The 18,911-nt window shown below is 71.9% G+C and carries 20 protein-coding genes and 2 pseudogenes; 9 read left to right on the forward strand and 13 right to left on the reverse strand.

Translation table 11 applies throughout. The annotated features are described in order from the left end of the window. The first annotated feature begins 39 nt into the window (after positions 1–39). The 3 genes and pseudogenes from AB0M95_RS28490 (at position 40) to AB0M95_RS28500 (ending at position 1,534) form a co-directional block, all read left to right on the forward strand. Positions 40–843 (forward strand): GvpL/GvpF family gas vesicle protein, encoded by an 804-nt coding sequence (locus tag AB0M95_RS28490; protein WP_363770845.1) that lies wholly within the window; start codon positions 40–42, stop codon positions 841–843. Beyond that, positions 833–1,207 (forward strand): gas vesicle protein, encoded by a 375-nt coding sequence (locus AB0M95_RS28495; RefSeq protein ID WP_363770848.1) that lies wholly within the window; start codon positions 833–835, stop codon positions 1,205–1,207. Before AB0M95_RS28490 ends, AB0M95_RS28495 begins: the two co-directional genes overlap by 11 nt. Then, a pseudogene (locus AB0M95_RS28500) lies at positions 1,188–1,534 on the forward strand (gas vesicle protein K). The gene AB0M95_RS28495 and the pseudogene AB0M95_RS28500 overlap by 20 nt, the downstream one beginning before the upstream one ends. 10 nt (positions 1,535–1,544) lie before the next feature. Here the strand turns inward: AB0M95_RS28500 and mshC are convergent. The 6 genes from mshC to AB0M95_RS28530 all read right to left on the reverse strand — a co-directional run bounded on the left by mshC (position 1,545) and on the right by AB0M95_RS28530 (position 6,607). Continuing rightward, positions 1,545–2,780, reverse strand: coding sequence for a cysteine--1-D-myo-inosityl 2-amino-2-deoxy-alpha-D-glucopyranoside ligase (gene mshC, locus AB0M95_RS28505; protein ID WP_363770851.1), 1,236 nt, complete (start codon positions 2,778–2,780; stop codon positions 1,545–1,547). A gap of 133 nt (positions 2,781–2,913) precedes the next feature. Beyond that, positions 2,914–3,651: an NRDE family protein gene (locus AB0M95_RS28510; RefSeq protein WP_363770854.1), complete on the reverse strand. Its 738-nt coding sequence runs from the start codon at positions 3,649–3,651 to the stop codon at positions 2,914–2,916. A gap of 79 nt (positions 3,652–3,730) precedes the next feature. Continuing rightward, on the reverse strand, positions 3,731–4,495 hold the full coding sequence (locus AB0M95_RS28515; protein WP_358521681.1) for an SCO1664 family protein: 765 nt from the start codon (positions 4,493–4,495) through the stop codon (positions 3,731–3,733). Next, positions 4,492–5,052: a DUF3090 domain-containing protein gene (locus AB0M95_RS28520; RefSeq protein WP_358521683.1), complete on the reverse strand. Its 561-nt coding sequence runs from the start codon at positions 5,050–5,052 to the stop codon at positions 4,492–4,494. The genes AB0M95_RS28515 and AB0M95_RS28520 overlap by 4 nt, the downstream gene beginning before the upstream one ends. A 9-nt stretch (positions 5,053–5,061) precedes the next feature. Next, positions 5,062–5,775: a histidine phosphatase family protein gene (locus tag AB0M95_RS28525; RefSeq protein ID WP_358521685.1), complete on the reverse strand. Its 714-nt coding sequence runs from the start codon at positions 5,773–5,775 to the stop codon at positions 5,062–5,064. Positions 5,776–5,785: 10 nt separating this feature from the next. Continuing rightward, positions 5,786–6,607, reverse strand: coding sequence for an undecaprenyl-diphosphate phosphatase (locus tag AB0M95_RS28530; RefSeq protein ID WP_358521688.1), 822 nt, complete (start codon positions 6,605–6,607; stop codon positions 5,786–5,788). A 169-nt stretch (positions 6,608–6,776) separates the two neighbouring features. On the opposite strand from AB0M95_RS28530, the gene AB0M95_RS28535 reads away from it, so the two are divergent. Both AB0M95_RS28535 and AB0M95_RS28540 read left to right on the forward strand, forming a co-directional pair. Then, positions 6,777–7,724, forward strand: a complete 948-nt coding sequence (locus AB0M95_RS28535; RefSeq protein ID WP_363770859.1) for an aldo/keto reductase — start codon at positions 6,777–6,779, stop codon at positions 7,722–7,724. Between the two features lie 186 nt (positions 7,725–7,910). Beyond that, positions 7,911–8,861: a hypothetical protein gene (locus AB0M95_RS28540; RefSeq protein WP_363770862.1), complete on the forward strand. Its 951-nt coding sequence runs from the start codon at positions 7,911–7,913 to the stop codon at positions 8,859–8,861. 114 nt (positions 8,862–8,975) lie between these two features. Here the strand turns inward: AB0M95_RS28540 and fabI are convergent, their stop codons facing one another. Both fabI and fabG read right to left on the reverse strand, forming a co-directional pair. Further along, entirely contained in the window at positions 8,976–9,740 is a 765-nt protein-coding gene (gene fabI, locus AB0M95_RS28545) for an enoyl-ACP reductase FabI (RefSeq protein WP_358521694.1), read from the reverse strand. A 1-nt stretch (position 9,741) separates the two neighbouring features. Next, positions 9,742–10,446, reverse strand: a complete 705-nt coding sequence (fabG, locus tag AB0M95_RS28550; protein WP_358521697.1) for a 3-oxoacyl-ACP reductase FabG — start codon at positions 10,444–10,446, stop codon at positions 9,742–9,744. Between the two features lie 76 nt (positions 10,447–10,522). On the opposite strand from fabG, the gene AB0M95_RS28555 reads away from it, so the two are divergent. Together AB0M95_RS28555 and AB0M95_RS28560 are read left to right on the forward strand one after the other, a co-directional pair. Further along, a complete protein-coding gene (locus tag AB0M95_RS28555) occupies positions 10,523–12,022 on the forward strand; it encodes a TldD/PmbA family protein (protein ID WP_363770865.1) in 1,500 nt (499 codons plus the stop codon). Continuing rightward, positions 12,019–13,386, forward strand: a complete 1,368-nt coding sequence (locus AB0M95_RS28560) for a metallopeptidase TldD-related protein (RefSeq protein WP_363770868.1) — start codon at positions 12,019–12,021, stop codon at positions 13,384–13,386. The genes AB0M95_RS28555 and AB0M95_RS28560 overlap by 4 nt, the downstream gene beginning before the upstream one ends. Before the next feature lie 87 nt (positions 13,387–13,473). Here the strand turns inward: AB0M95_RS28560 and AB0M95_RS28565 are convergent, their stop codons facing one another. Next, entirely contained in the window at positions 13,474–13,686 is a 213-nt protein-coding gene (locus AB0M95_RS28565) for a dodecin (protein ID WP_358521701.1), read from the reverse strand. 92 nt (positions 13,687–13,778) lie between these two features. On the opposite strand from AB0M95_RS28565, the gene AB0M95_RS28570 reads away from it, so the two are divergent. After that, complete coding sequence (locus AB0M95_RS28570; protein WP_363770871.1) at positions 13,779–14,090, forward strand: DUF3099 domain-containing protein; 312 nt, start codon at positions 13,779–13,781, stop codon at positions 14,088–14,090. Positions 14,091–14,296: 206 nt separating this feature from the next. On the opposite strand, the gene AB0M95_RS28575 is transcribed toward AB0M95_RS28570, so the two are convergent. From AB0M95_RS28575 to AB0M95_RS28590, 4 genes and pseudogenes are all read right to left on the reverse strand, one after another. Next, positions 14,297–14,554 (reverse strand): DUF6457 domain-containing protein, encoded by a 258-nt coding sequence (locus AB0M95_RS28575; protein WP_358521705.1) that lies wholly within the window; start codon positions 14,552–14,554, stop codon positions 14,297–14,299. Positions 14,555–14,620: 66 nt separating this feature from the next. After that, entirely contained in the window at positions 14,621–15,250 is a 630-nt protein-coding gene (locus AB0M95_RS28580; protein WP_363770873.1) for an NTP transferase domain-containing protein, read from the reverse strand. Positions 15,251–15,342: 92 nt separating this feature from the next. Beyond that, positions 15,343–16,332, reverse strand: coding sequence for a GTP 3',8-cyclase MoaA (moaA, locus tag AB0M95_RS28585; RefSeq protein WP_363770876.1), 990 nt, complete (start codon positions 16,330–16,332; stop codon positions 15,343–15,345). A 332-nt stretch (positions 16,333–16,664) separates the two neighbouring features. Then, positions 16,665–17,054: pseudogene (locus tag AB0M95_RS28590) on the reverse strand (RtcB family protein); the annotation flags it as partial. 46 nt (positions 17,055–17,100) lie between these two features. Between AB0M95_RS28590 and AB0M95_RS28595 the strand changes: the two are divergent. After that, positions 17,101–18,603, forward strand: coding sequence for a recombinase family protein (locus AB0M95_RS28595; protein WP_363770879.1), 1,503 nt, complete (start codon positions 17,101–17,103; stop codon positions 18,601–18,603). The last annotated feature ends 308 nt before the right edge of the window (positions 18,604–18,911 follow it).

Consider the following 18,911-nt stretch of genomic DNA (forward strand, 5'->3'; position numbering starts at 1 on the left):
ACGCCGCGACGCGCCCGGCCGCCGGGGAGGAGGATCACCGTGGCTGACAGCGCGACGTACCTGTACGCGATCACCCGGGAGAAGGACCGGGCCCGCCCGGAGCGGCTCGCCGGCCTGGCGGGCGTGGCCGGGGCGCCGGTCCGCGCGGTGGCGCACGCCGGCCTGGTCGCCTACGTGAGCACCGTGCCGCTGGCGGAGTTCGGCGAGGAACCCCTGCGGCGCTCGCTGGAGGACCTGGACTGGGTGGGCGAGACGGCCCGCGCCCACCACCGCGTCGTGGAGGCGATCGCCATGGACGCGGCGACCGCGCCGGTGCGGCTGGTCACGGTGTACAGCGGCGAGGCGCAGGTCCGCGCGATGCTGGAGCGCAGGCACGACGACTTCGTCAAGGTGCTCAAGCAGGTGGCCGGGAGGCACGAGTGGGGCGTCAAGGTGTACGCCCACCCCGCGCGCCCCGCCTCCCCCGCCGGCGCTCAGGCCGCCGAGCCCTCCGGCGCCGGGCCGGGAACGGCCTACCTGCGGCGGCGCAGGGACAGCCTGCGCAGCCGCGACGAGGCGTGGCGGGAGGCCGCCGAGCGCGCCGAGCACATCCACGAGGCCCTGGCGGACGTCGCGGCGGCGGCCCGCCGGCACCGGCCGCAGGACCCGCAGTTGTCCGGCCGCGAGGACTGGATGCTGCTCAACGGCGCCTACCTCGTCGACGAGGACCGGCGCGGGGAGTTCGCGGCCGCGGTCGAGGGCCTGAGAGAGCCGGGCATCGACGTCGAGGTCACCGGCCCCTGGGCGCCGTACTCGTTCGCCGCCCTGGAGTTCGCGGGCCCGGAGGGTCACGATGGCGGCTGAGACCGGGCGCGAGACGACGGGCCGGACCCCGGGCACGACGGCGGGCCGGACCGGGGCGACGGCGCGGGACGTCCGTGAGCCGGAGGCCACGACGGCCCCGTGGGAACCCTCCGGCATGCCGGCGCGGGACGCCGCCCCGCGCGGCGCGGCGCTTGCCGCCGAGGGCCGGCTGCCCCGGGAGCGGGTCGCCCTGGTGGACCTGCTGGACCGGCTGCTGGCGGGCGGCGTCGTGGTCACCGGCGACCTGGTGCTGTCGATCGCCGACATCGAGCTCGTGCGCATCTCGCTGCGCGCGCTGATCATGTCGGTCCGGGCCTCGGAACCCCTGGAAACCGGAGTGTGCTATGAACCCCGACGGTACTGAACCCCTGAGAGCCCCCGAGCCCGCCGAGCGCCGCGAGCCGGCCTCCGCCGGGCGCTGGCATTTGCGGGCCGACCCCGACACGGTGGAGCGGGACCTGACCCGGCTCGTCCTGACGCTGGTCGAGCTGGTCCGCCGGCTCGTCGAACGTCAGTGCGTCCGGCGCATGGAGCAGGGCGACCTGTCGGATGAGCAGGTCGAGGCGCTCGGGTGACGCTCATACGCCTGGAAGAGGCGACGAACGACCTGTGCGAGCGGTTCGAGGTGTCCCCGGCGGACCTGAACCTCGACCTCGGACCGCTCGGCACGCTGCTGCCGACCGACCGCTAGAGGCCGACCGCTAGAGCCGGACGCCGAGCAGCGCGTCGGCAGTGGCGCGGACCAGCCCGGGGGCGCCGGCGTCCGGATCGCCCGTGCCGTCCGTGCCCGCCAGGGCGCGCTCGGCCCAGGAGTCGATCGCGGCCAGGGCCCCGGGCGCGTCCAGGTCGCCGGCGAGGCGCTCCCGGACCTCCTGGAGCACCGGCCGGGCGTCCGGACCGGCGGCCAGGTCCACCGCCGAGCGCCAGCGCGCCAGGCGGGTCTCCGCGCGGCCGATCTGGTCGCCGGTCCACTCCCAGTCGGAGCGGTAGTGGTGGGCCAGCAGCGCGAGCCGCACGGCCATCGGGTCGTGCCCGGCGCGCAGCCGCGAGACGAACATCAGGTTGCCCCGGGACTTCGACATCTTCTCGCCGTCCAGCCCCACCATGCCCGCGTGGACGTAGGACTTCGCGAAGGGCCACTCGCCGGTGGCGACGTGGCCCTCGCTGGCGCCCATCTCGTGGTGAGGGAAGATCAGGTCCGACCCGCCTCCGGAGACGTCGAAGCCACTGCCGAGGCGGCTCAGCGCGATCGCGGTGCACTCGACGTGCCAGCCGGGACGGCCGGGGCCGAAGGGCGACGGCCAGGACGGCTCGCCGGGCCGCTCGGCGCGCCACAGCAGCCAGTCGAGGGGGTGGCGCTTGCCCTCGCGCCCGGGGTCGCCGCCGCGCTCGGCGAACAGCTCCAGCATGTGCTCCTCGGTGTACCCCGAGACGGCGCCGAACTTGGGGGCGGCGGCGGCCGAGAAGTAGACGTCGCCGCCGACGTCGTAGGTGGCGCCCTTGTCCTTCAGCCGCTGGATCAGCTCGGCGACCTGGCCGACGACCTCGGTCACGCCGACGTACTCGCGGGGCGGCAGCAGGCGCAGCGCCTCCATGTCGGTGCGGAACAGCTCGATCTCGCGGGCGGCCAGCTCACGCCAGTCGATGCCGTCCCGCTCGGCGCGCTCCAGCAGCGGATCGTCGACGTCGGTGGCGTTCTGGGTGTAGTGAACCTCGTGGCCGGCGTCCCGCCACACGCGGTTGACCAGGTCGAACGTCAGGTAGGTGTTGGCGTGCCCCAGGTGGGTGGCGTCGTACGGGGTGATCCCGCAGACGTACATGCGCGCCGTCGGCCCAGGGGAGGTCGGCCTGACCTCGCGCGCCGAAGTGTCGTAGAGCCGGAGGGGGAGGCCGGCGCCGGGCAGTGGCGCTATCTCGGGAGCAGGCCAGGATCGCATGCCCTGAGCCTATCCATGCGCAGGTCCGGTGGGATCACCCTGGGGTGTCCGTTTCGTCAGAGTAGGGGGACGGGCGTGGCCGATCACGCAAACCGCCTGGGGCGGCACCCTCTGCTGACCGGCCGGGCGCCGCTCAGCCGGCCCCGGGCAGCGGCACGGCGTACCACGACGAGGGGTCGGCGGGACGGGGACAGAACTCGTAGCGCAGGGCGCCCGGGCCGAGCGCGACCAACGTGACCGAGCTCGTGCCCCACGTCCCCTCGGGGAGCTCGTGGCGGACCACCAAGGCGCGGGGGTCGGACACCGGCAGTCCCGCGCCCGAGGCCAGCGCGCGCCACTCCCCCCACGAGCCACCGTCGTCGTACGCGGACGGGCGCGCCGCCGCGGCGAAGCGCGGGCGGAAGTAGGCGCCGCGCGGCCCCTGCTCGTCGCGCTCCCAGCCGTCGTTGACGATCACGTGGGTGCCCTCGGGGAGCTTGGCCTCGGTCATCCGCTCGCCGTCCCAGCTCCACAGGCGCGCGCCGCCCGGGTCGGCCACGAGCAGGTGAAACGGGTCGTAGCAGGCCAGGCCGCCCGCGGGCGGCTCGCCCGCCACGGCGGCGCGCAGGGGGAGGTCGCCGCGCGACCTGCGGATCGCGGCGGCGGCGGGCGCCCCGTGGCCGTTCAGCAGCGCGGCCACGCGGGAGGCGCCGGGGTCGGCCGCGAGCCAGGTGCCGCCCGCCTCCAGGTCGCGCCCGCCCACCAGGCGGGGGTACTCGGGCCAGTGCGCGCCCGGCGGCTCCCACGGCCGCGTGGCGAACTCGTCGCGCACGCCCGCGAGGACCACCGGCGTCGGCGCGCCCGGCTGGATTCCGATGACGACGGTGCACATGCCCGTTCCCTCCAGGGTCGGTAGAGATGGACAGACCTCTGGAAGGGTACGCCTTGTGCCCGGAACGGCCGGAACGCGGTCAGATGGGCGGCCAGGGTATGGCGGGCCAGTCCTCGGAGGGGTACGGGTGGATGCCCGTGCTGAGCAGGCGGCGCACCCGCTCCCAGGTGGCCTCGGCCTCCGCCAGTGTCAGCAGCTCGCGCAGCCGCCGGCCGAGCCTGCCGCGCTCGATCTCGCGTTCGAGCCTGGCCAGGACGTTCACCGCCTCGCGGGGAAGCGGCTTGCCGCGCCACTGCCACAGGACCGTGCGGAGCTTGTCCTCCTCGGAGAAGCACACGCCGTGGTCCACGCCGTAGATGTGCCCGTCGGGCAGCGGGAGCAGGTGGCCGCCCTTGCGGTCGGCGTTGTTGACCACCGCGTCGAAGATGGCCATGCGGCGCAGCGCCGGGTTGCGGCTGCGGATCAGGGCCATCAGGTCGGCCTCGGGGTCGGTGTCGATCCAGAGCTGGCACATCCCGGGGCCGAACGGGCCGTCACGCAGGACGCTCGGCGGGACGATCTGCCAGCCGGTCGCGGCCGAGACCTCGAAGGCGGCGACCTCGCGGGCCGCCAGCGTGCCGTCGGGGAAGTCCCACAGCGGCCGCTCGCCCCGCACGGGCTTGTACACGCACTCGGTGGCCAGGCCGTCCAGGCGGATCGTGCAGTAGAGCGTCATGTTGGTCGCCTCGACCAGGCGGCCCGCGACCTCGATGGTCCCCTCGCGGAGCAGGCGCAGCGCGGTGACGTCGTCGAGGCCGGACGCACCGGGGAGACTGCTGAGCCGGGGGTCGCTCTCTGCACTCACGTACGGTCCCCCCGGTGGCCGTTCAGACGGACGCAGATATGGCCTTCGGCGTCGAGCGGCTGCCCGCACAGGGGGCAGGGCGGCCGGCCCGCCGCGACGATCTCCAGGGCCCGCTGGGTGAACGCCCGGGCCGAGGCGGCGCTGATGTGGACCCGCAGGACCGTGGACTCGGGACGGTCGAGCTCGTCCTCCGGCCGCTCCTCGTCCTCGTCGGTGGCCTCCTGGGCCTCGATGACGACCTGCGCGGTGTCGGGGTCCCAGGCGAGGGCCATGGTGCCCACCCGGAAGTCCTCCTCGATGGGAAGGTCGAGGGGGGCCTTGTCGGCGAGCTCCACCGGCGCCATGGCCGGCACGGGCGCGGTGCCCCCGCTGCGGCGCAGCACCTCGTCGAGCAGCTCGTCGAGCCGATCGGCCAGGACCGCGACCTGGAACTTCTCCAGCCCGACGGTCGTCAGGCGCCCCTGACCACGGGCTTGCAGAAAGAAGGCGCGTGATCCCGGTTGCCCAACGGCACCGGCCACGAACCTTTCTGGCGGATCGTAGTCGAAGACCGGCATAGCCCGACCTTACGTGGTCCCGGCTCCGCCGCCGACAGCGGCGTCGCTCTCGGTGGAATTTTCTGCCCCGTCTTCCTGCTCCGAACCCTCAGGCCCGGGCGGCGGGGGGATGAGATTTTCGACCCCGCCTCCCACATCGTTGACCCTCAGGACGAACGGCCGCAGGGGGGTGTAGCGGATGGCCGTGAGGGAGGCCGGGTCGGCGGTGACGCGCTGGAACTGGTCCAGGTGGACGCCCATCGCGTCGGCCACGATGGCCTTGATGACGTCTCCGTGGCTGCAGACCAGGTACGTCGCCTTCTCGCCCAGCTTCTCGTTCCAGTGCCGCACGGCCGCGACCGCGCGGCGCTGGACCCCGGCGAGGGACTCTCCGCCCGGGAAGACGGCGGCGCTCGGGTGCTGCTGCACGACCCGCCACAGCGGCTCCTGAGCGAGCTCCTTCAGCGGCCGGCCGGTCCAGTCGCCGTACCCGCACTCACCGAAACGTTCATCGGTGTCGATCTTCACTCCGTCACGTCCGCGGAGCACCGCGGAGGCGGTCTCCTGGCAGCGTTCCAGAGGGCTGGAGACGATCGCGTCCAGATGCAGGGGCGCGAGCCGGGCGGCGAGGGCCTCGGCCTGCTCCCGCCCCCGCTCACTGAGGTGGACCCCGGGGGTCCAGCCGGCGAGCACGGGCCCGGTCATGTCCGTCAGACCGTGCCGCACCAGAAGCAAAGTGGTCACAAACCCAAGCTTATTGGGCCGTGATCACCCCTAGGGACAGCAGAGTCAGGAGAAAGGCACCGATGAATACGCGATAGGTAACAAAGATCATCATGGAGTGCCTGGTGATGTACTTGAGAAGCCAGGCGATCGAGGCGTAGCCCACCGCGAAGGAGACGATGGTGGCGATCGCCGTGGGAACCAGGTCGGGGCCGCCGCCGTCGCCGAGGTGCCGCATCTCGAACAGCCCGGACAGCACCACGGCCGGGATGGACAGCAGGAACGAGTAGCGGGCCGCGGCCTCGCGGGTGAACCCCAGGAACAGCCCGCCGGTGATCGTCGAGCCCGACCGGGAGGCCCCGGGCACCAGCGCCAGCGCCTGGAAACCTCCGATGATCAGCCCGTCCCGGAGGGTCAGCGAGTCGAGAGGGGTGCGCTGGCGGCCGATCTGCTCGGCGAGCAGGAGCAGCAGCCCGAAGACGATCAGCACGGTGGCGTTGATCCACAGGTTGCGGGCGGGGCCCTCGATGGCGTCCTTGAACACGATCCCGAGCACGCCCAGCGGGATCGTCCCCAGCCCGATGTACCAGCCCATGCGCGCGTCCACCTCGCCGCGCAGCTCGGGCGTCCACAGGCTCCGCAGCCACGTCCAGGCGATGCGCACGATGTCGCGCCAGAAGTAGATGACCACGGCGAGCATGGTGCCGAGCTGGATCACGGCGGTGAAGGCGGCGCCCGGGTCGGACCAGCCGAACAGCCGGGGAACGATGAGCAGGTGGGCTGAGCTCGAGATCGGCAGGAACTCGGTGAGACCCTGCACGATGCCGAGCACGATCGCTTGCAGTGCGTCCATAGTGGGCGCCAGCCTAGGGCAGCGCCGCCCCCTGGTGAGCCGGGCGCGGTGACGACGCGACGATGACCGGGTGAAGGAATCGCCGGGACCCTCTCTCGCACGGCCCTCCCGGGCGCGTCCGGGGGCTTCCCGGCCGGTGGGAGGCCCGGCACGGTAACGTGGCCGGATCATGGATCAGCGATTGGTCGGGCGCAGCGGTCTTTCGGTGTCGAGGGTGGGGCTCGGCACGATGACCTGGGGGCGCGACACGGAGCCCGAGGAGGCCGCCGCGCAGCTCGTCGCGTTCGCCGAGGCCGGGGGCACGCTCGTCGACACCGCCGACGTGTACGCGGGGGGCGACGCCGAGCGGCTGCTCGGCCGCCTGCTGCGCGGGTCGGTGCCGCGCTCGGAGGTCGTCATCGCCACCAAGGCGGTCCTGACGCCGCACGGGCCGCGCTCGCGCGACGCCTCGCGCAGGAGCCTGATCTCGGCGCTGGACGCTTCGCTGGACCGGCTGGGGGTCGACGACGTCGACCTGTGGCAGCTTCACGCCTTCGACCCCGAGGTGCCCTTGGAGGAGACGCTGGCCGCGGTCGACACCGCCGTCTCCTCCGGCCGCACGATGTACGCCGGGGTGTGCAACTATGCCGGGTGGCAGGTCGCCGCCGCCGGGGTCTGGCAGCGCTCGGCGCCCTCCCGCGCGCCGATCGTGTCGATCCAGGTCGAGTACTCCCTGCTGGCCAGGGACGCCGAGCGCGAGGTCCTGGCCGCGGCCGAGCACGTCGGCGCGGGCGTGCTGGCCTGGTCGCCGCTCGGGCGGGGGGTGCTGACGGGCAAGTACCGCGTGGGCATCCCGGCCGACTCGCGGGCCGCGACGCCGCACTTCGCCGACTTCGTCCAGCCGTACCTCGACGAGCGGTGCCGCCGCGTGGTCGAGTCGGTGACCACCGCCGCCGACGGGCTCGGGGTCTCGCCGCTGGCGGTGGCGCTGGCCTGGGTGCGCGACCAGCCGGGCGTGGCCGCCGCCATCGTCGGAGCCCGCACGCACGCCCAGCTCAAGGGCACCCTGCAGGCCGAGGCCCTCACGTTGCCGATGGAGATCCGCGAGGCCCTGGACGACGTCTCCGCCACCGACTGAGGTCGCGTTCACCGGTCCGTCACCGGCCGTCACGACACGGTGAACGGGAATCGTCCTCGCGTATCACTAGTCGGTACCGAATCGCACCTTTTACTGGAATGACGGGCGCGGAGTTACACGATTGACGAGGGTCGGCGGGGAGGGGAGCCCGGCGGCCCGCGCCGCACGAGGAAGATGGAGGGAAGCATGCGCAAGGGCACGACCGTCGTATCGGCGGGAGCGCTGACGCTGGCGCTGAGCGGGGTGACCGCGCTCCTGGGGGCGGCGCCCGCCGCGGCGTCGCCGGAGCGCCCGGCCGGCTGCGGCGGAGGCGGCCGCCCTTCGTCCGGGCTCACAGACGACTTGTGCGGCCTGCTGGACGACGTCGCCGGAACGGTGGACCACCTCACCGGCGGCCTCGACGAGATCACCCGCCCGATCGGCGAGACGGCCGACAAACTGCTCGGCGGCGACCGTCCCTCCGCCGGGCCGTCGGCCAAGCCCTCCACCAAGCCCACCCCCGCCGCCACGCCGCCTCCGGCCGCCTCCCCCGCGCCCAGCGGGCGGCCCACCGGCGACCCGCCCGCAGGCGACGACACGCTGCTCCGGGTGCCCGTGGACACCTCGTGCCTGCCGCTGGTCGGGTCCGCCGACTGCGACGAGGACGCGCCGGCCCCGCGGCCGTCCACCCCCCGGGACCGTTCCACACCCGCCGCGCCGACCCTGCCCCCGGCCTCGTCCATCCCTCGCCGGCCGGACGCCCGCCTCTCCCCCGGTCCCTCGCGGACACCGGCCCCGTCCGCGACCTCCCTGTGGCCGGCGCAGTCCGGGCCCTCCGGCGGCGCGCAGCCGGGAGGCGGCTCGTGGGCCGTCGAGGTCCCCCGCGTGACGCCCCCGCCGTCCGCGGACGTCGACGCGCCGCCGATCATGCCGCTGTGGCCCGGCCAGCCGCTTCCCACGCTGGCGGGACGGCTCGGCGCCCGGGCCGTCGCCCCCGGCAGGCCCTACGACGCGGCCGGGACGGCGCTCACGGCGGTGCTGCTGGCCTCGGCGATCCTCGCCACGCGCGTCGTTCAGGCGCGCAGGCGCGACGAGGCGCCGAGGACGATGCCCCTGGAGGGGCTGGGCCGCCCCGACGGGCGCCACCGCCTGGCCTGAGACCCGGCCCCGGCACCCGGCCGGAGAAGGGCGGGCCGCCCCGGGCGCGAGGCCCGGGGCCTCGGCCGGTGCCTAGGTCTCAGCCGGACCAGATCCCGGCCGGACTCCTGGGTCTCAGGTGCCCATCGCGTGGACGCCGCCGTCGACGTGGACGATCTCGCCGGTGGTGGCGGGGAACCAGTCCGACAGGAGCGCGACGCACGCCTTGGCCGTGGGGGTGGGATCGGTCAGGTCCCACCCGAGGGGGGCCTTGGCCGGCCAGCTCTCTTCGAACTCGGTGAAACCGGGAATGGACCTGGCCGCCATGGTGCGCACCGGGCCGGCCGCCACGAGGTTCACGCGGATGCCGTGCTTGCCGAGGTCGCGCGCAAGGTAGCGCGAGCACGACTCCAGGCCCGCCTTGGCCACGCCCATCCAGTCGTACACCGGCCAGGCCTTGGTGGCGTCGAAGTCGAGGCCGACGATGGCGCCGCCCTCCTTCATCAGCGGCAGGCAGGCGACGGCCAGCGACTTGAAGGAGTACGTGGAGACCTGGACGGCCGTGGAGACGTCCTCCCAGGTGGTGTTGAGGAAGTTGCCGCCGAGCGCGGTCTGCGGGGCGAAGGCGATGGCGTGGACGACCCCGTCGAGCCCGTCGAGGTGCTCGCCGACGCGGCCGGCCAGCGTGTCGAGGTGGTCGGTGTTCTGGACGTCCAGCTCGATCACCGGGGGCGGCTCGGGCAGCCGCTTGGCGATGCGCTCGACCAGGCTGAGCCGGCCGAAGCCCGTGAGCACGACCTGGGCGCCCTGCTCCTGGGCCAGCCTGGCCACGGAGAAGGCGATCGAGGACTCGGTGAGCACGCCGCTCACCAGCAGCCGCTTGCCGTCGAGAATTCCCATGTCAGTGCCCCATTCCCAGGCCGCCGTCGACGGGCAGGACCGCTCCGGTGATGTAGGCGGCGTCCTCGCTCGCCAGGAACTTGACCGCCCGCGCGATGTCCGCGGCGGTCGCGGCGCGGCCGAGCGGGACGTTCTTGAGTATGGCCTCCTGCTGCCCGGATTCGAGCGCGGCCGTCATGTCGGTCTCGACGAACCCCGGGGCGACGACGTTGACCGTGATGCCGCGCGAGCCGAGCTCGCGGGCCAGCGACCGGGCGAAGCCGATCATGCCCGCCTTGGAGGCGGCGTAGTTGGTCTGGCCGGCCGAGCCGAGCAACGCGACCACCGAGGAGACCATGATGATGCGGCCCCGGCGCATCTTGAGCATGCCGCGCGTGGCGCGCTTGGCGACGCGGAAGGCGCCGGTGAGGTTGGTGTCGAGGACGCCGGTGAAGTCCGCCTCTTTCATCAGCGGCAGCAGCGTGTCCTTGGTGATTCCTGCGTTGGCCACCACGACCTCGACGGGCCCGTGCTCGGCCTCCGCCTTGGAGAAGGCCGTGTCCACGTCTTCCGAGCTGGTGACGTCGCACCTCACCCCGAACAGGCCCTCGGGGGGTTCTCCTGAGCGGTAGGTGACGGCGACGGCGTCACCGGCGGCGGCCAGTTCACGGGCGATCGAGAGGCCGATCCCGCGGTTGCCGCCGGTTACGAGTACTGATCGAGCCATGAGCACGACGCTATCGCTTACTCGCAGGTAAATCCTTATCCGCGCCGTACAAGATCACGGGGTTAGGATCGTGGACATGCGCCAGATCGATCCGGACTTTCTCGCCCTGCCGCTGCGGCAACTGGCGGACGCCGCCCTGCAGCGTGCCCGTGACCTGGGCGCCGAGCACGCCGACTTCCGGCTGGAACGGGTGCGCGGCGAGACCCTGAGCCTCTTCGACGCCCGGCTCGAAGGGTCCATGGACGCCGACGACCTCGGGTACGCCGTGCGCGTCATCCGCGACGGCACCTGGGGCTTCGCCGCGGGCATCCTGCTGACGACGGAGGCGGCCGCGGAGGTCGCCGAGCAGGCCGTCGAGGTCGCCCGGGTGGCCGCCGCCGTCAACCGTGAGCCGGTCGAGCTGGCTCCCGAGCCGGTGTACGCCGGGGCGACGTGGGTGTCGCCCTACGAGGTCGACCCGTTCACCGTGCCGTTGAAACAGAAGGTCGCCCTGCTGGCCGACTGGTCCTCCGGCCTGCTGAAGGACCCGCGGGTCGACCACGTCGCCGCCTCGCTGATGCAGGTCAAGGAGCAGAAGTTCTACGCCGACACCGCCGGCACCGACACCACCCAGCAGCGGGTCAGGACGCATCCGGTGCTCACGGTGATGCGGGCCGCCGAGGGGCGCTTCGACGACATGCGCACGCTGGCCCCGCCGTCGGCGCGCGGGTACGAGTACCTCACGGGAACCGGCTGGGACTTCCCCTCCGAGGTGGCGATCCTGCCGGAGCTGCTGGAGGAGAAGCTCAAGGCGCCCTCAGTCGAGGCGGGCGACTACGACCTGGTCATCCACCCGTCCAACCTGTGGCTCACGATCCACGAGTCGATCGGCCACGCCACCGAGCTGGACCGGGCCCTCGGCTACGAGGCCGCCTACGCGGGGACGAGCTTCGCGACGTTCGACAAGCTCGGAACGCTGCGGTACGGCTCGTCGATCATGAACGTCACCGGCGACCGCACCGCCGAGCACGGCCTGGCCACGATCGGCTACGACGACGAGGGCGTGGCGACGCGGCGGTTCGACATCGTGCGCGAGGGGCGGCTGGTGGGCTACCAGCTCGACCGGCGCATGGCGCTGTTGAAGGGGCTCGGCCGGTCCAACGGGTGCGCGTTCGCCGACTCGCCCGGGCACGTGCCGCTCCAGCGCATGGCCAACGTCTCGCTGATGCCGGCCGCCGATGGCCCCTCGACCGAGGAGCTGATCTCCCGCGTCGAGCGGGGCATCTTCATCATGGGTGACAAGAGCTGGTCGATCGATATGCAGCGCTACAACTTCCAGTTCACCGGCCAGCGGTTCTACCTCATCGAGGGCGGCCGCGTCACCGGCCAGGTGCGCGACGTCGCCTACCAGGCCACCACCACGGACTTCTGGAGCTCCATGGAGGCCGTCGGCGGCCCGCAGACCTACGTGCTGGGCGGCGCCATGAACTGCGGGAAGGGCCAGCCGGGCCAGGTGGCGCCGGTCAGCCACGGATGCCCGTCGGCGCTGTTCCGCGGGGTCAAGATCCTCAACACCGTCCAGGAGGGTGGAAAGTGACTCCCCAGGAGACCGTCGAGCGTGCCCTCGCCCTGAGCGGGGCCGACGACCGCGTCGTGATCGTCGACGAGGGGTCCTCCGCGAACCTCCGCTACGCCGGCAACACGCTCACCACCAACGGCGTGAGCCGGTCCTCGCGCCTGACCGTGATCTCGGTGACCGGCAAGGGGGTCGGCGTCGTGTCGCGCTCCGCCGTGCGCCCCGACCAGCTCGCCGACGTGGTCGCCGCGGCCGACCTCGCCTCGCGTGAGGCGCCGCCCGCCGAGGACGCCCGCCCGCTCGTCGGCGCGGCGGTGTCGCCCGACTGGGACGCCCCGGCGGAGCCGACCTCGATCGGCGTGTTCGGCGACTTCGCCCCGGCGCTCGGCGAGGCCTTCGCGGTGGCCGAGACCGGCGACCGCAAGCTGTACGGCTTCGCCGAGCACCTGCTCACCACGACGTTCCTCGGCTCCTCCACGGGGCTGCGGCTGCGCCACGACCAGCCCACGGGCCGGCTGGAGCTGAACGCCAAGTCCCCCGACATGGCGCGCTCGGCCTGGGCGGGCGTGGCCACCCGGGACTTCACCGACGTCGACGTCGCCGCCCTGGACGCCACGCTGGCGCGCCGCCTGGAATGGGCCAAGCGCCGGGTCGACCTGCCGCCGGGGCGGTACGAGACGCTCCTCCCGCCGTCGTCGGTCGCCGACCTGATGATCTACCTCTACTGGTCGGCGGGCGCCAGGGACGCTGCGGACGGCCGCACGGTGTTCTCCAAGCCGGACGGCGCGACGCGCGTGGGCGAGTCGTTGTCGGGCTCCCCCGTGCGGCTCTACAGCGACCCGGCGGCCCGCGGCATCGAATGCGCCCCGTTCGTGATCGCGCACGCGGGCGGCCGGCAGCGGTCGGTGTTCGACAACGGCCTGCCGCTGTCGTCGACCGACTGGATCCACGACGGGTCGCTGTCGGCGCTGCTGCAGACCCGTCACTCCGCCGAGCTCACCGGGCTGGCGACGACCCCGGGCATCGACAACCTGATCATGGAAGGGCCCGGGGGCGGCCGCTCGCTGGAGGAGATGATCGCCTCGACCGAGCGCGGCCTGCTGCTGACCTGCCTGTGGTACATCCGCGAGGTGGACCCGCAGTCGCTGCTGCTGACCGGCCTCACGCGCGACGGCGTGTACCTCGTCGAGAAGGGCGAGGTCGTCGGCGAGGTCAACAACTTCCGCTTCAACGAGAGCCCGGTCGGCCTGCTGGACCGGATGACCGAGGTCGGGCGCGAGGAGCACACCCTGCCCCGCGAGTGGAGCGACTACTTCACCCGGGCGATCATGCCCCCGCTGCGCGTGCCCGACTTCAACATGTCGACGGTCAGCCAGGCCAACTGATCCGCCGATGATCCGCTGATCCCCCCGCCGCCGGGAGTCGCCCGGCGGCGGCCTCGGGGTCCGCCGCGAGCGGTGTCAGGACCTGAGTCAGGAGTCCTCGAGGCGGAAGCCGACCTTCAGGCCCACCTGGTAGTGGGCGATCTCGCCGTCCTGGATGCTGCCGCGGACCTCGGTGACCTCGAACCAGTCCAGGTGGCGCAGAGTCTGGGCCGCGCGGCGGATGCCGTTGCGAATCGCCTGGTCGACGCTCTCGGGGGACGTGCCGACGATCTCGGTCACGCGGTACGTACGATCGCTCATCCCACTCTCCTCACCGTCGTCCTTGATCGTATACACCGTCCGGGACGGGCGCGCGGAACACTCCGGCCACCCCGGGGTCTACCGTGGAAGTTGTGAAGCTATGGCGCCGCCGCACCGTCGTGCACCAGGTCACCGACGCGCAGCCGTCCCTGTCCTCGGACATCGGCCGACGCGAGAAGCGGTATTTCGTCCAGATGGGGATCCGATTGGTATGCCTCGTCCTGGCGGTCGTGCTCACCGTCCCGTGGCCGGTCAGGGCGTTGCTCGTCGCGGGAGCGATCTTCCTGCCGTACATCGCCGTCATCGGGGCGAACCAGCCGAATCGTGGCGTGACCTCGGCCTTTGACGGGGACGCACCTAACCAAACCGAGATACCACTCCACCGACGCGAGATCGGGTCGTGACAAACTCTTGACGCACCCCATGGGTTGTAGGTGTACGCTTTAGACAAGCGCTCTGGTCCCCCGTCGGAGCGCTCGTGCCGGCGTTCCGGGCCCCCGTCGGAACGCCGATGAAGCGACGCCGGGTGGTTTGCCCCCGTAACCACCCGGCGTCGTCCATTTCTCGGGAAAACATTCGTTGAATCGATTTTCCGGATGTTCAGGACGTCTCAGTGATCGCCCAAAGTCTCGGCCGTGGCCTGCCCCCAGTTGCGGGCCAGCGTCGAGAGCCTGTCCAGCGCGTCCGGCGATGCGGTCCCTGCTCCCTGGGCCAGCCCGAGCAGATACGCGGTCAGCGGCGCGGCCGGACGGGCGACGCCGTGGGCCACGTCCCGGGTCAGATCGAGAACCGCGTCGCGATCCACTTTTTCGGGGTCGACACCGAGTTCCTTGCAGACGAGCGCCGTCCACTCGGCCAGCACATTCATCGTGTCCCTTTCCTCCGGTGATATTCGTACGGGCCAAAACGGCTTTCCCCTGCATCCGCCGATGAATCATGACTCGCCGGACGTGGGAGTGAACCGCCTTCTCGCGTCTTTCACATCGTCGATCGTGTCGCAATCGAACCACGGAACCCGTTCCCCGTCCCCCACCGGCGGGCCGAGCCGCACCGGTTCGAGCGGCCCGAGCACCCCGCGCAGCGACCGCCCCGCGTACGCGGCCAGCGCGGCGGTGAGCGCGTCGGTGCGCCAGACGCCGGTGAGCCACTGCTCGCGGCCCTCGTCGTCCACCAGCACGGCCCCCGGACCGCTCCCTGCCGCCTCGCGCAGCGCGGCGAGGTGACGCGGCAGCAGGAACGGCAGGTCGGCGGCCAGCAGCGCGGTCCACGGGGCCGACACCCGCGCCAGCCCCGCGCGCGCGGCCGGGACCGGGCCGCCGCCGGGCGGATCCTCGCGGACGAACTCGGCGCGGGGCAGGCCGGGACGCGCCGGGCCGACCACGATCAGGCGGGCGGCGCCGGAGACCGCGGCCGCGACCCGCGCGATGAGCGTCGTCCGGCCGACGGTGACCCCCGGCTTGTCGCCCCCCGCGAACGCCCCGAGCCTGCGCGCCTCGCCGCCTGCCAGCACCACCGCGTCGTAGGGGCCGCACGAGCCCACGGGAACCCCGGAGGTGTCCCGCACCTCCCCCGGCGGCCGGGTGCGGCCAAAGGGGCCGTAGAGGGCCGCGGAGGGCCGGTGATCCCCCGCCTCCACGCCGCCCCCGGGAGGCATCGTCAGCCGCCGATGGCCGACATCGGGCGCGCCGGCTGGAGGAAGCCCTCGTCGTCGATGCCGTGCCCCGCGCGTTTGCCGCGGACGGTGGCGGCCCACCGCGCGGCGAGTTCGCCGTCCGATGCGCCGGCGCGCATCGCGCCGCGCAGGTCGGACTCCTCGGTGGCGAACAGGCAGTTGCGGATCTGGCCGTCGGCGGTCAGGCGCACGCGGTCGCAGGCGCCGCAGAACGGGCGGGTCACCGAGCCGATGACCCCGACCCGCGCGGGCCCGCCGTCCACCAGGAAGATCTCGGCCGGGGCGCTGCCGCGCGCCGCGGGGTCGTCCGGGGTGAGCGCGAACGCCTCGGTGAGCCTGGCGAGGATCTCGTCGGCGGTCACCATGTCCTCGCGGCGCCAGCCGTGCTGGGCGTCCAAAGGCATCTGCTCGATGAACCGCGGCTCGTAGCCGCGCTCCAGGCAGAAGCGCAGCAGCGGGACGGCCTCGTGGTCGTTGACGCCGCGCATGAGCACCGCGTTGACCTTCACCGGGCGCAGCCCCGCGGCCTCGGCGGCGGCCAGGCCCGCCAGGACGTCCCCCAGCCGGTCGCGGTGCGCGAGCCGGATGAAGGTCTCCCGGTCGAGGGTGTCCAGCGAGACGTTCACCCGGTCGAGCCCGGCCTCGGCCAGGGGCCCGGCGAGACGGGCCAGGCCGATGCCGTTGGAGGTGACCGACAAATGCGGACGCGGCCGCAGCGCCGCCACGCGCCCGACGATCTCCACGAGCTCGCGGCGCAGCAGGGGCTCGCCCCCGGTGAGGCGGACCTCGGTGATGCCCAGCCGTTCGACGCCGATCGCCACGAGCCTGCAGATCTCGTCCGCGGTGAGCAGCTCGGGCTTGGGCAGCCACTCGAGGCCCTCCGGGGGCATGCAGTACGAGCAGCGCAGGTTGCACCTGTCGGTCAGCGAGACCCTCAGGTCGGTCGCCACTCGCCCGAACGAGTCAACGAGCACCGGAAGGCCCTCCTTGCGTGCGTGTCGCGGCGCCGAGGTTACGGCGGCGCCCGGCCTGGCGCCGCGGCGGCACCGTCCCGGACGCGGGTCAGGTGACGTGCCGGCGCGGGCCGCGCGGTGGACGTGAAACTCGTTTCACACTAGACGGTCGACGCCGCAAGCACACACCCCTGCCCCCCGCGGATTCAACGGCGTTGACCCCGCTTCCTCCACCCTCTGGGCGAGATGGACCCCGGCGACCGCAGGTCATTCCACAACGTTCCTGAATCACGGCCTTACATGGAATGGTTCGCCCCGCGAAGGGCTTGCCTTCCGCGAACCAAGCCGGGTGCTCAGCCCTTGACGCAAATGATCTGGCGGAGGTGGGCCACGACCTCGACCAGGTCGGTCTGGGCGGCCATGACCGACTCGATGTCCTTGTAGGCGCCCGGGATCTCGTCCAGCACGCCGGCGTCCTTGCGGCACTCCACCCCGCTGGTCTGCGCCTCCAGATCACCCACGGTGAAGGTCTTCTTCGCCTTCGTCCGGCTCATCTTCCGCCCCGCCCCGTGCGACGCGGAGTTGAACGCCTTCGCGTTGCCGAGTCCCTTCACGATGTAGGTTCCGGTGGCCATGGACCCGGGGATGATGCCGAGTTCCCCGCCTCCTGCCCGGATGGCCCCCTTCCGGGTGACCAGCAGGTCCACACCGTCATAGGTCTCCTCCGCCACGTAGTTGTGGTGGTACAACATTGCTCTAGGCAGGAGGTTTCTTTACCAGGGAGAACCGATGGACGATCTCTTACACGTGGTGAGCTACCAGCGGGCGAGTGCGGACAAGGCCAAAGACGAACACACGGTCACCGACCAGCGGAAAGTCAACCAGATGACGGCCGGTCGGCTCGGCTGGCGCATCGTCCATGCCTTCACCGACAACGACAAGTCGGCCGCCAAAGAAGGGGTCATACGGGACGACTTCGAGGCCATGCTTCGCGTCCTGCGGGCGGGCAAGCTTCCGGACGGCACGCCGGTACAGGGCTGTGTGGTGGTCGCGGAGGACCGTCTTGTCCGGCGCGCGGGCGACTACGAGCGGTTCGTGGACGCGATCACGTCGATGGATGGGAGGGTGTTCGCCGACGCGCGGGGGCCTAAAGACCTCTACAGCGAAGATGTGGAGTCCATGGGACTGATGGGGGCAGTCCTGTCCCGCATGGAGGCCAAGAAGATGCGGCGGCGCGTCACTCGCTGGCACCGCAGTCGTGCCGAGGATGGTGCGATCCCGAACGGCTACCGCCCTTTCGGCTGGAAGGACGACAGGCGCACACTTGACCCCGTGCAGGGGGCCGCCATCAGGAAGGCGGTGCAATCGATCCTCGCGGGTGGCTCGGTCAACTCGATAGTACGCAACTGGCAGGAGAAGGGATTCGTCACGACGCGGGGCAACGCCTGGGAGGCGCAGACCCTCAAGCAGTTGCTACGGAACCCCCGTCTCTGCGGCTGGCGCAAGATCAACGGTGAGATCGTCAAGGACGCGGACGGGAAGCCCGTGCAGGGCCAATGGGAGGCGATCATCACGCCGCAGGAGTGGGAGGCGGTTCAAGCGATCTTCGACGCCCGGCGCGGCAAGCAGGTCGGCAGCAATGGCATCATCGGCAACTTGCCGACGGACTTCCGGGACCACACTTATCTCCTTACCGGCATCCTGCGCTGCGGCCGTCCCAAAGATGACGGCACGCTCTGTATGGCGAAGCTGCGCGTCACCTCGCACCGCGACTGTGACCACCACGTGTATGCGTGCAGGTCAAAGGCACAGGGGGGATGCGGCAGGCTGGCACGGCGCGGCGACATGGTGGACTTGTTCGTCTCGGAGGTCGTGCTCGCGAAGCTTGAAGAACAGCCTTTGGGGGCTGCGCAGGTCGAACCATGGGCGGGTGCCAGCGAACTGGAGGAGGCAGAGACGCAACTCCGCGAACTACGCGAGCACTGGCACAAGAAGAAAGTGAGCAACTCCCTGTTCTTCTCCGAGGTCGAACGCCTGGAGGCTGAGATCTCTCGACTCACGAAGGAGCGCGCGCAGTACGAAGCTGCCGCTCGACGGGCGAGATCCAGCATCACGGACATCCGGCGTCGGTGGTACTCGGATACAGATGATGACCGGCTGGATATGGCCCAGAAGCGAGCCTTGATCCGTGAAGGCTTCCTTGCGATCATCGTTCACCCTGTGGGGCAAGGAAGAGGGAGCCGGGGAACGTTCGACCCGGACAAGCTTGAGCTCATCTGGCGTGAGAACTGACTGCACAGATACCGACCGGCGGCGTTCCTCAGTTGGCCGATCTGCAACTCGGCGGGAGTTGTGTTGCCGGCGCCAATGCGAAGCACCCCGAAGGGGCCGCGTCAGCGGTTGGGGCCGACGACACCACGGCGGAAAGTAACTCAGCTATCGGACGGGGGGCGGGAGTAGGCTGATCGAAGCGAGTTTCTTCTACCTCTAAGGGGTAGCTGTGCCTGAGGGGCCGAGATCATTCCGGACAGCGGAATTTGTGATTGTACTTTACGAGGCCAGCTGAAGCTCTGCGTACTCATCGAGAGCCTCGAATGGCG

Origin of the sequence: Sphaerisporangium sp. NPDC051017 (assembly GCF_040683095.1) — a bacterium.
Taxonomy (GTDB): Bacteria; Actinomycetota; Actinomycetes; order Streptosporangiales; family Streptosporangiaceae; genus Sphaerisporangium.

Coding starts and splice junctions, on each gene's coding strand:
- AB0M95_RS28495 (WP_363770848.1), top strand. CDS start 833: ATGGCGGCTGAGACCGGGCGCGAGACGACGGGCCGGACCCCGGGCACG.
- mshC (WP_363770851.1), bottom strand. CDS start 2,780: ATGCGATCCTGGCCTGCTCCCGAGATAGCGCCACTGCCCGGCGCCGGC.
- AB0M95_RS28510 (WP_363770854.1), bottom strand. CDS start 3,651: ATGTGCACCGTCGTCATCGGAATCCAGCCGGGCGCGCCGACGCCGGTG.
- AB0M95_RS28520 (WP_358521683.1), bottom strand. CDS start 5,052: ATGCCGGTCTTCGACTACGATCCGCCAGAAAGGTTCGTGGCCGGTGCC.
- AB0M95_RS28530 (WP_358521688.1), bottom strand. CDS start 6,607: ATGGACGCACTGCAAGCGATCGTGCTCGGCATCGTGCAGGGTCTCACC.
- AB0M95_RS28535 (WP_363770859.1), top strand. CDS start 6,777: ATGGATCAGCGATTGGTCGGGCGCAGCGGTCTTTCGGTGTCGAGGGTG.
- AB0M95_RS28540 (WP_363770862.1), top strand. CDS start 7,911: ATGCGCAAGGGCACGACCGTCGTATCGGCGGGAGCGCTGACGCTGGCG.
- fabI (WP_358521694.1), bottom strand. CDS start 9,740: ATGGGAATTCTCGACGGCAAGCGGCTGCTGGTGAGCGGCGTGCTCACC.
- fabG (WP_358521697.1), bottom strand. CDS start 10,446: ATGGCTCGATCAGTACTCGTAACCGGCGGCAACCGCGGGATCGGCCTC.
- AB0M95_RS28555 (WP_363770865.1), top strand. CDS start 10,523: ATGCGCCAGATCGATCCGGACTTTCTCGCCCTGCCGCTGCGGCAACTG.
- AB0M95_RS28565 (WP_358521701.1), bottom strand. CDS start 13,686: ATGAGCGATCGTACGTACCGCGTGACCGAGATCGTCGGCACGTCCCCC.
- AB0M95_RS28575 (WP_358521705.1), bottom strand. CDS start 14,554: ATGAATGTGCTGGCCGAGTGGACGGCGCTCGTCTGCAAGGAACTCGGT.
- AB0M95_RS28595 (WP_363770879.1), top strand. CDS start 17,101: ATGGACGATCTCTTACACGTGGTGAGCTACCAGCGGGCGAGTGCGGAC.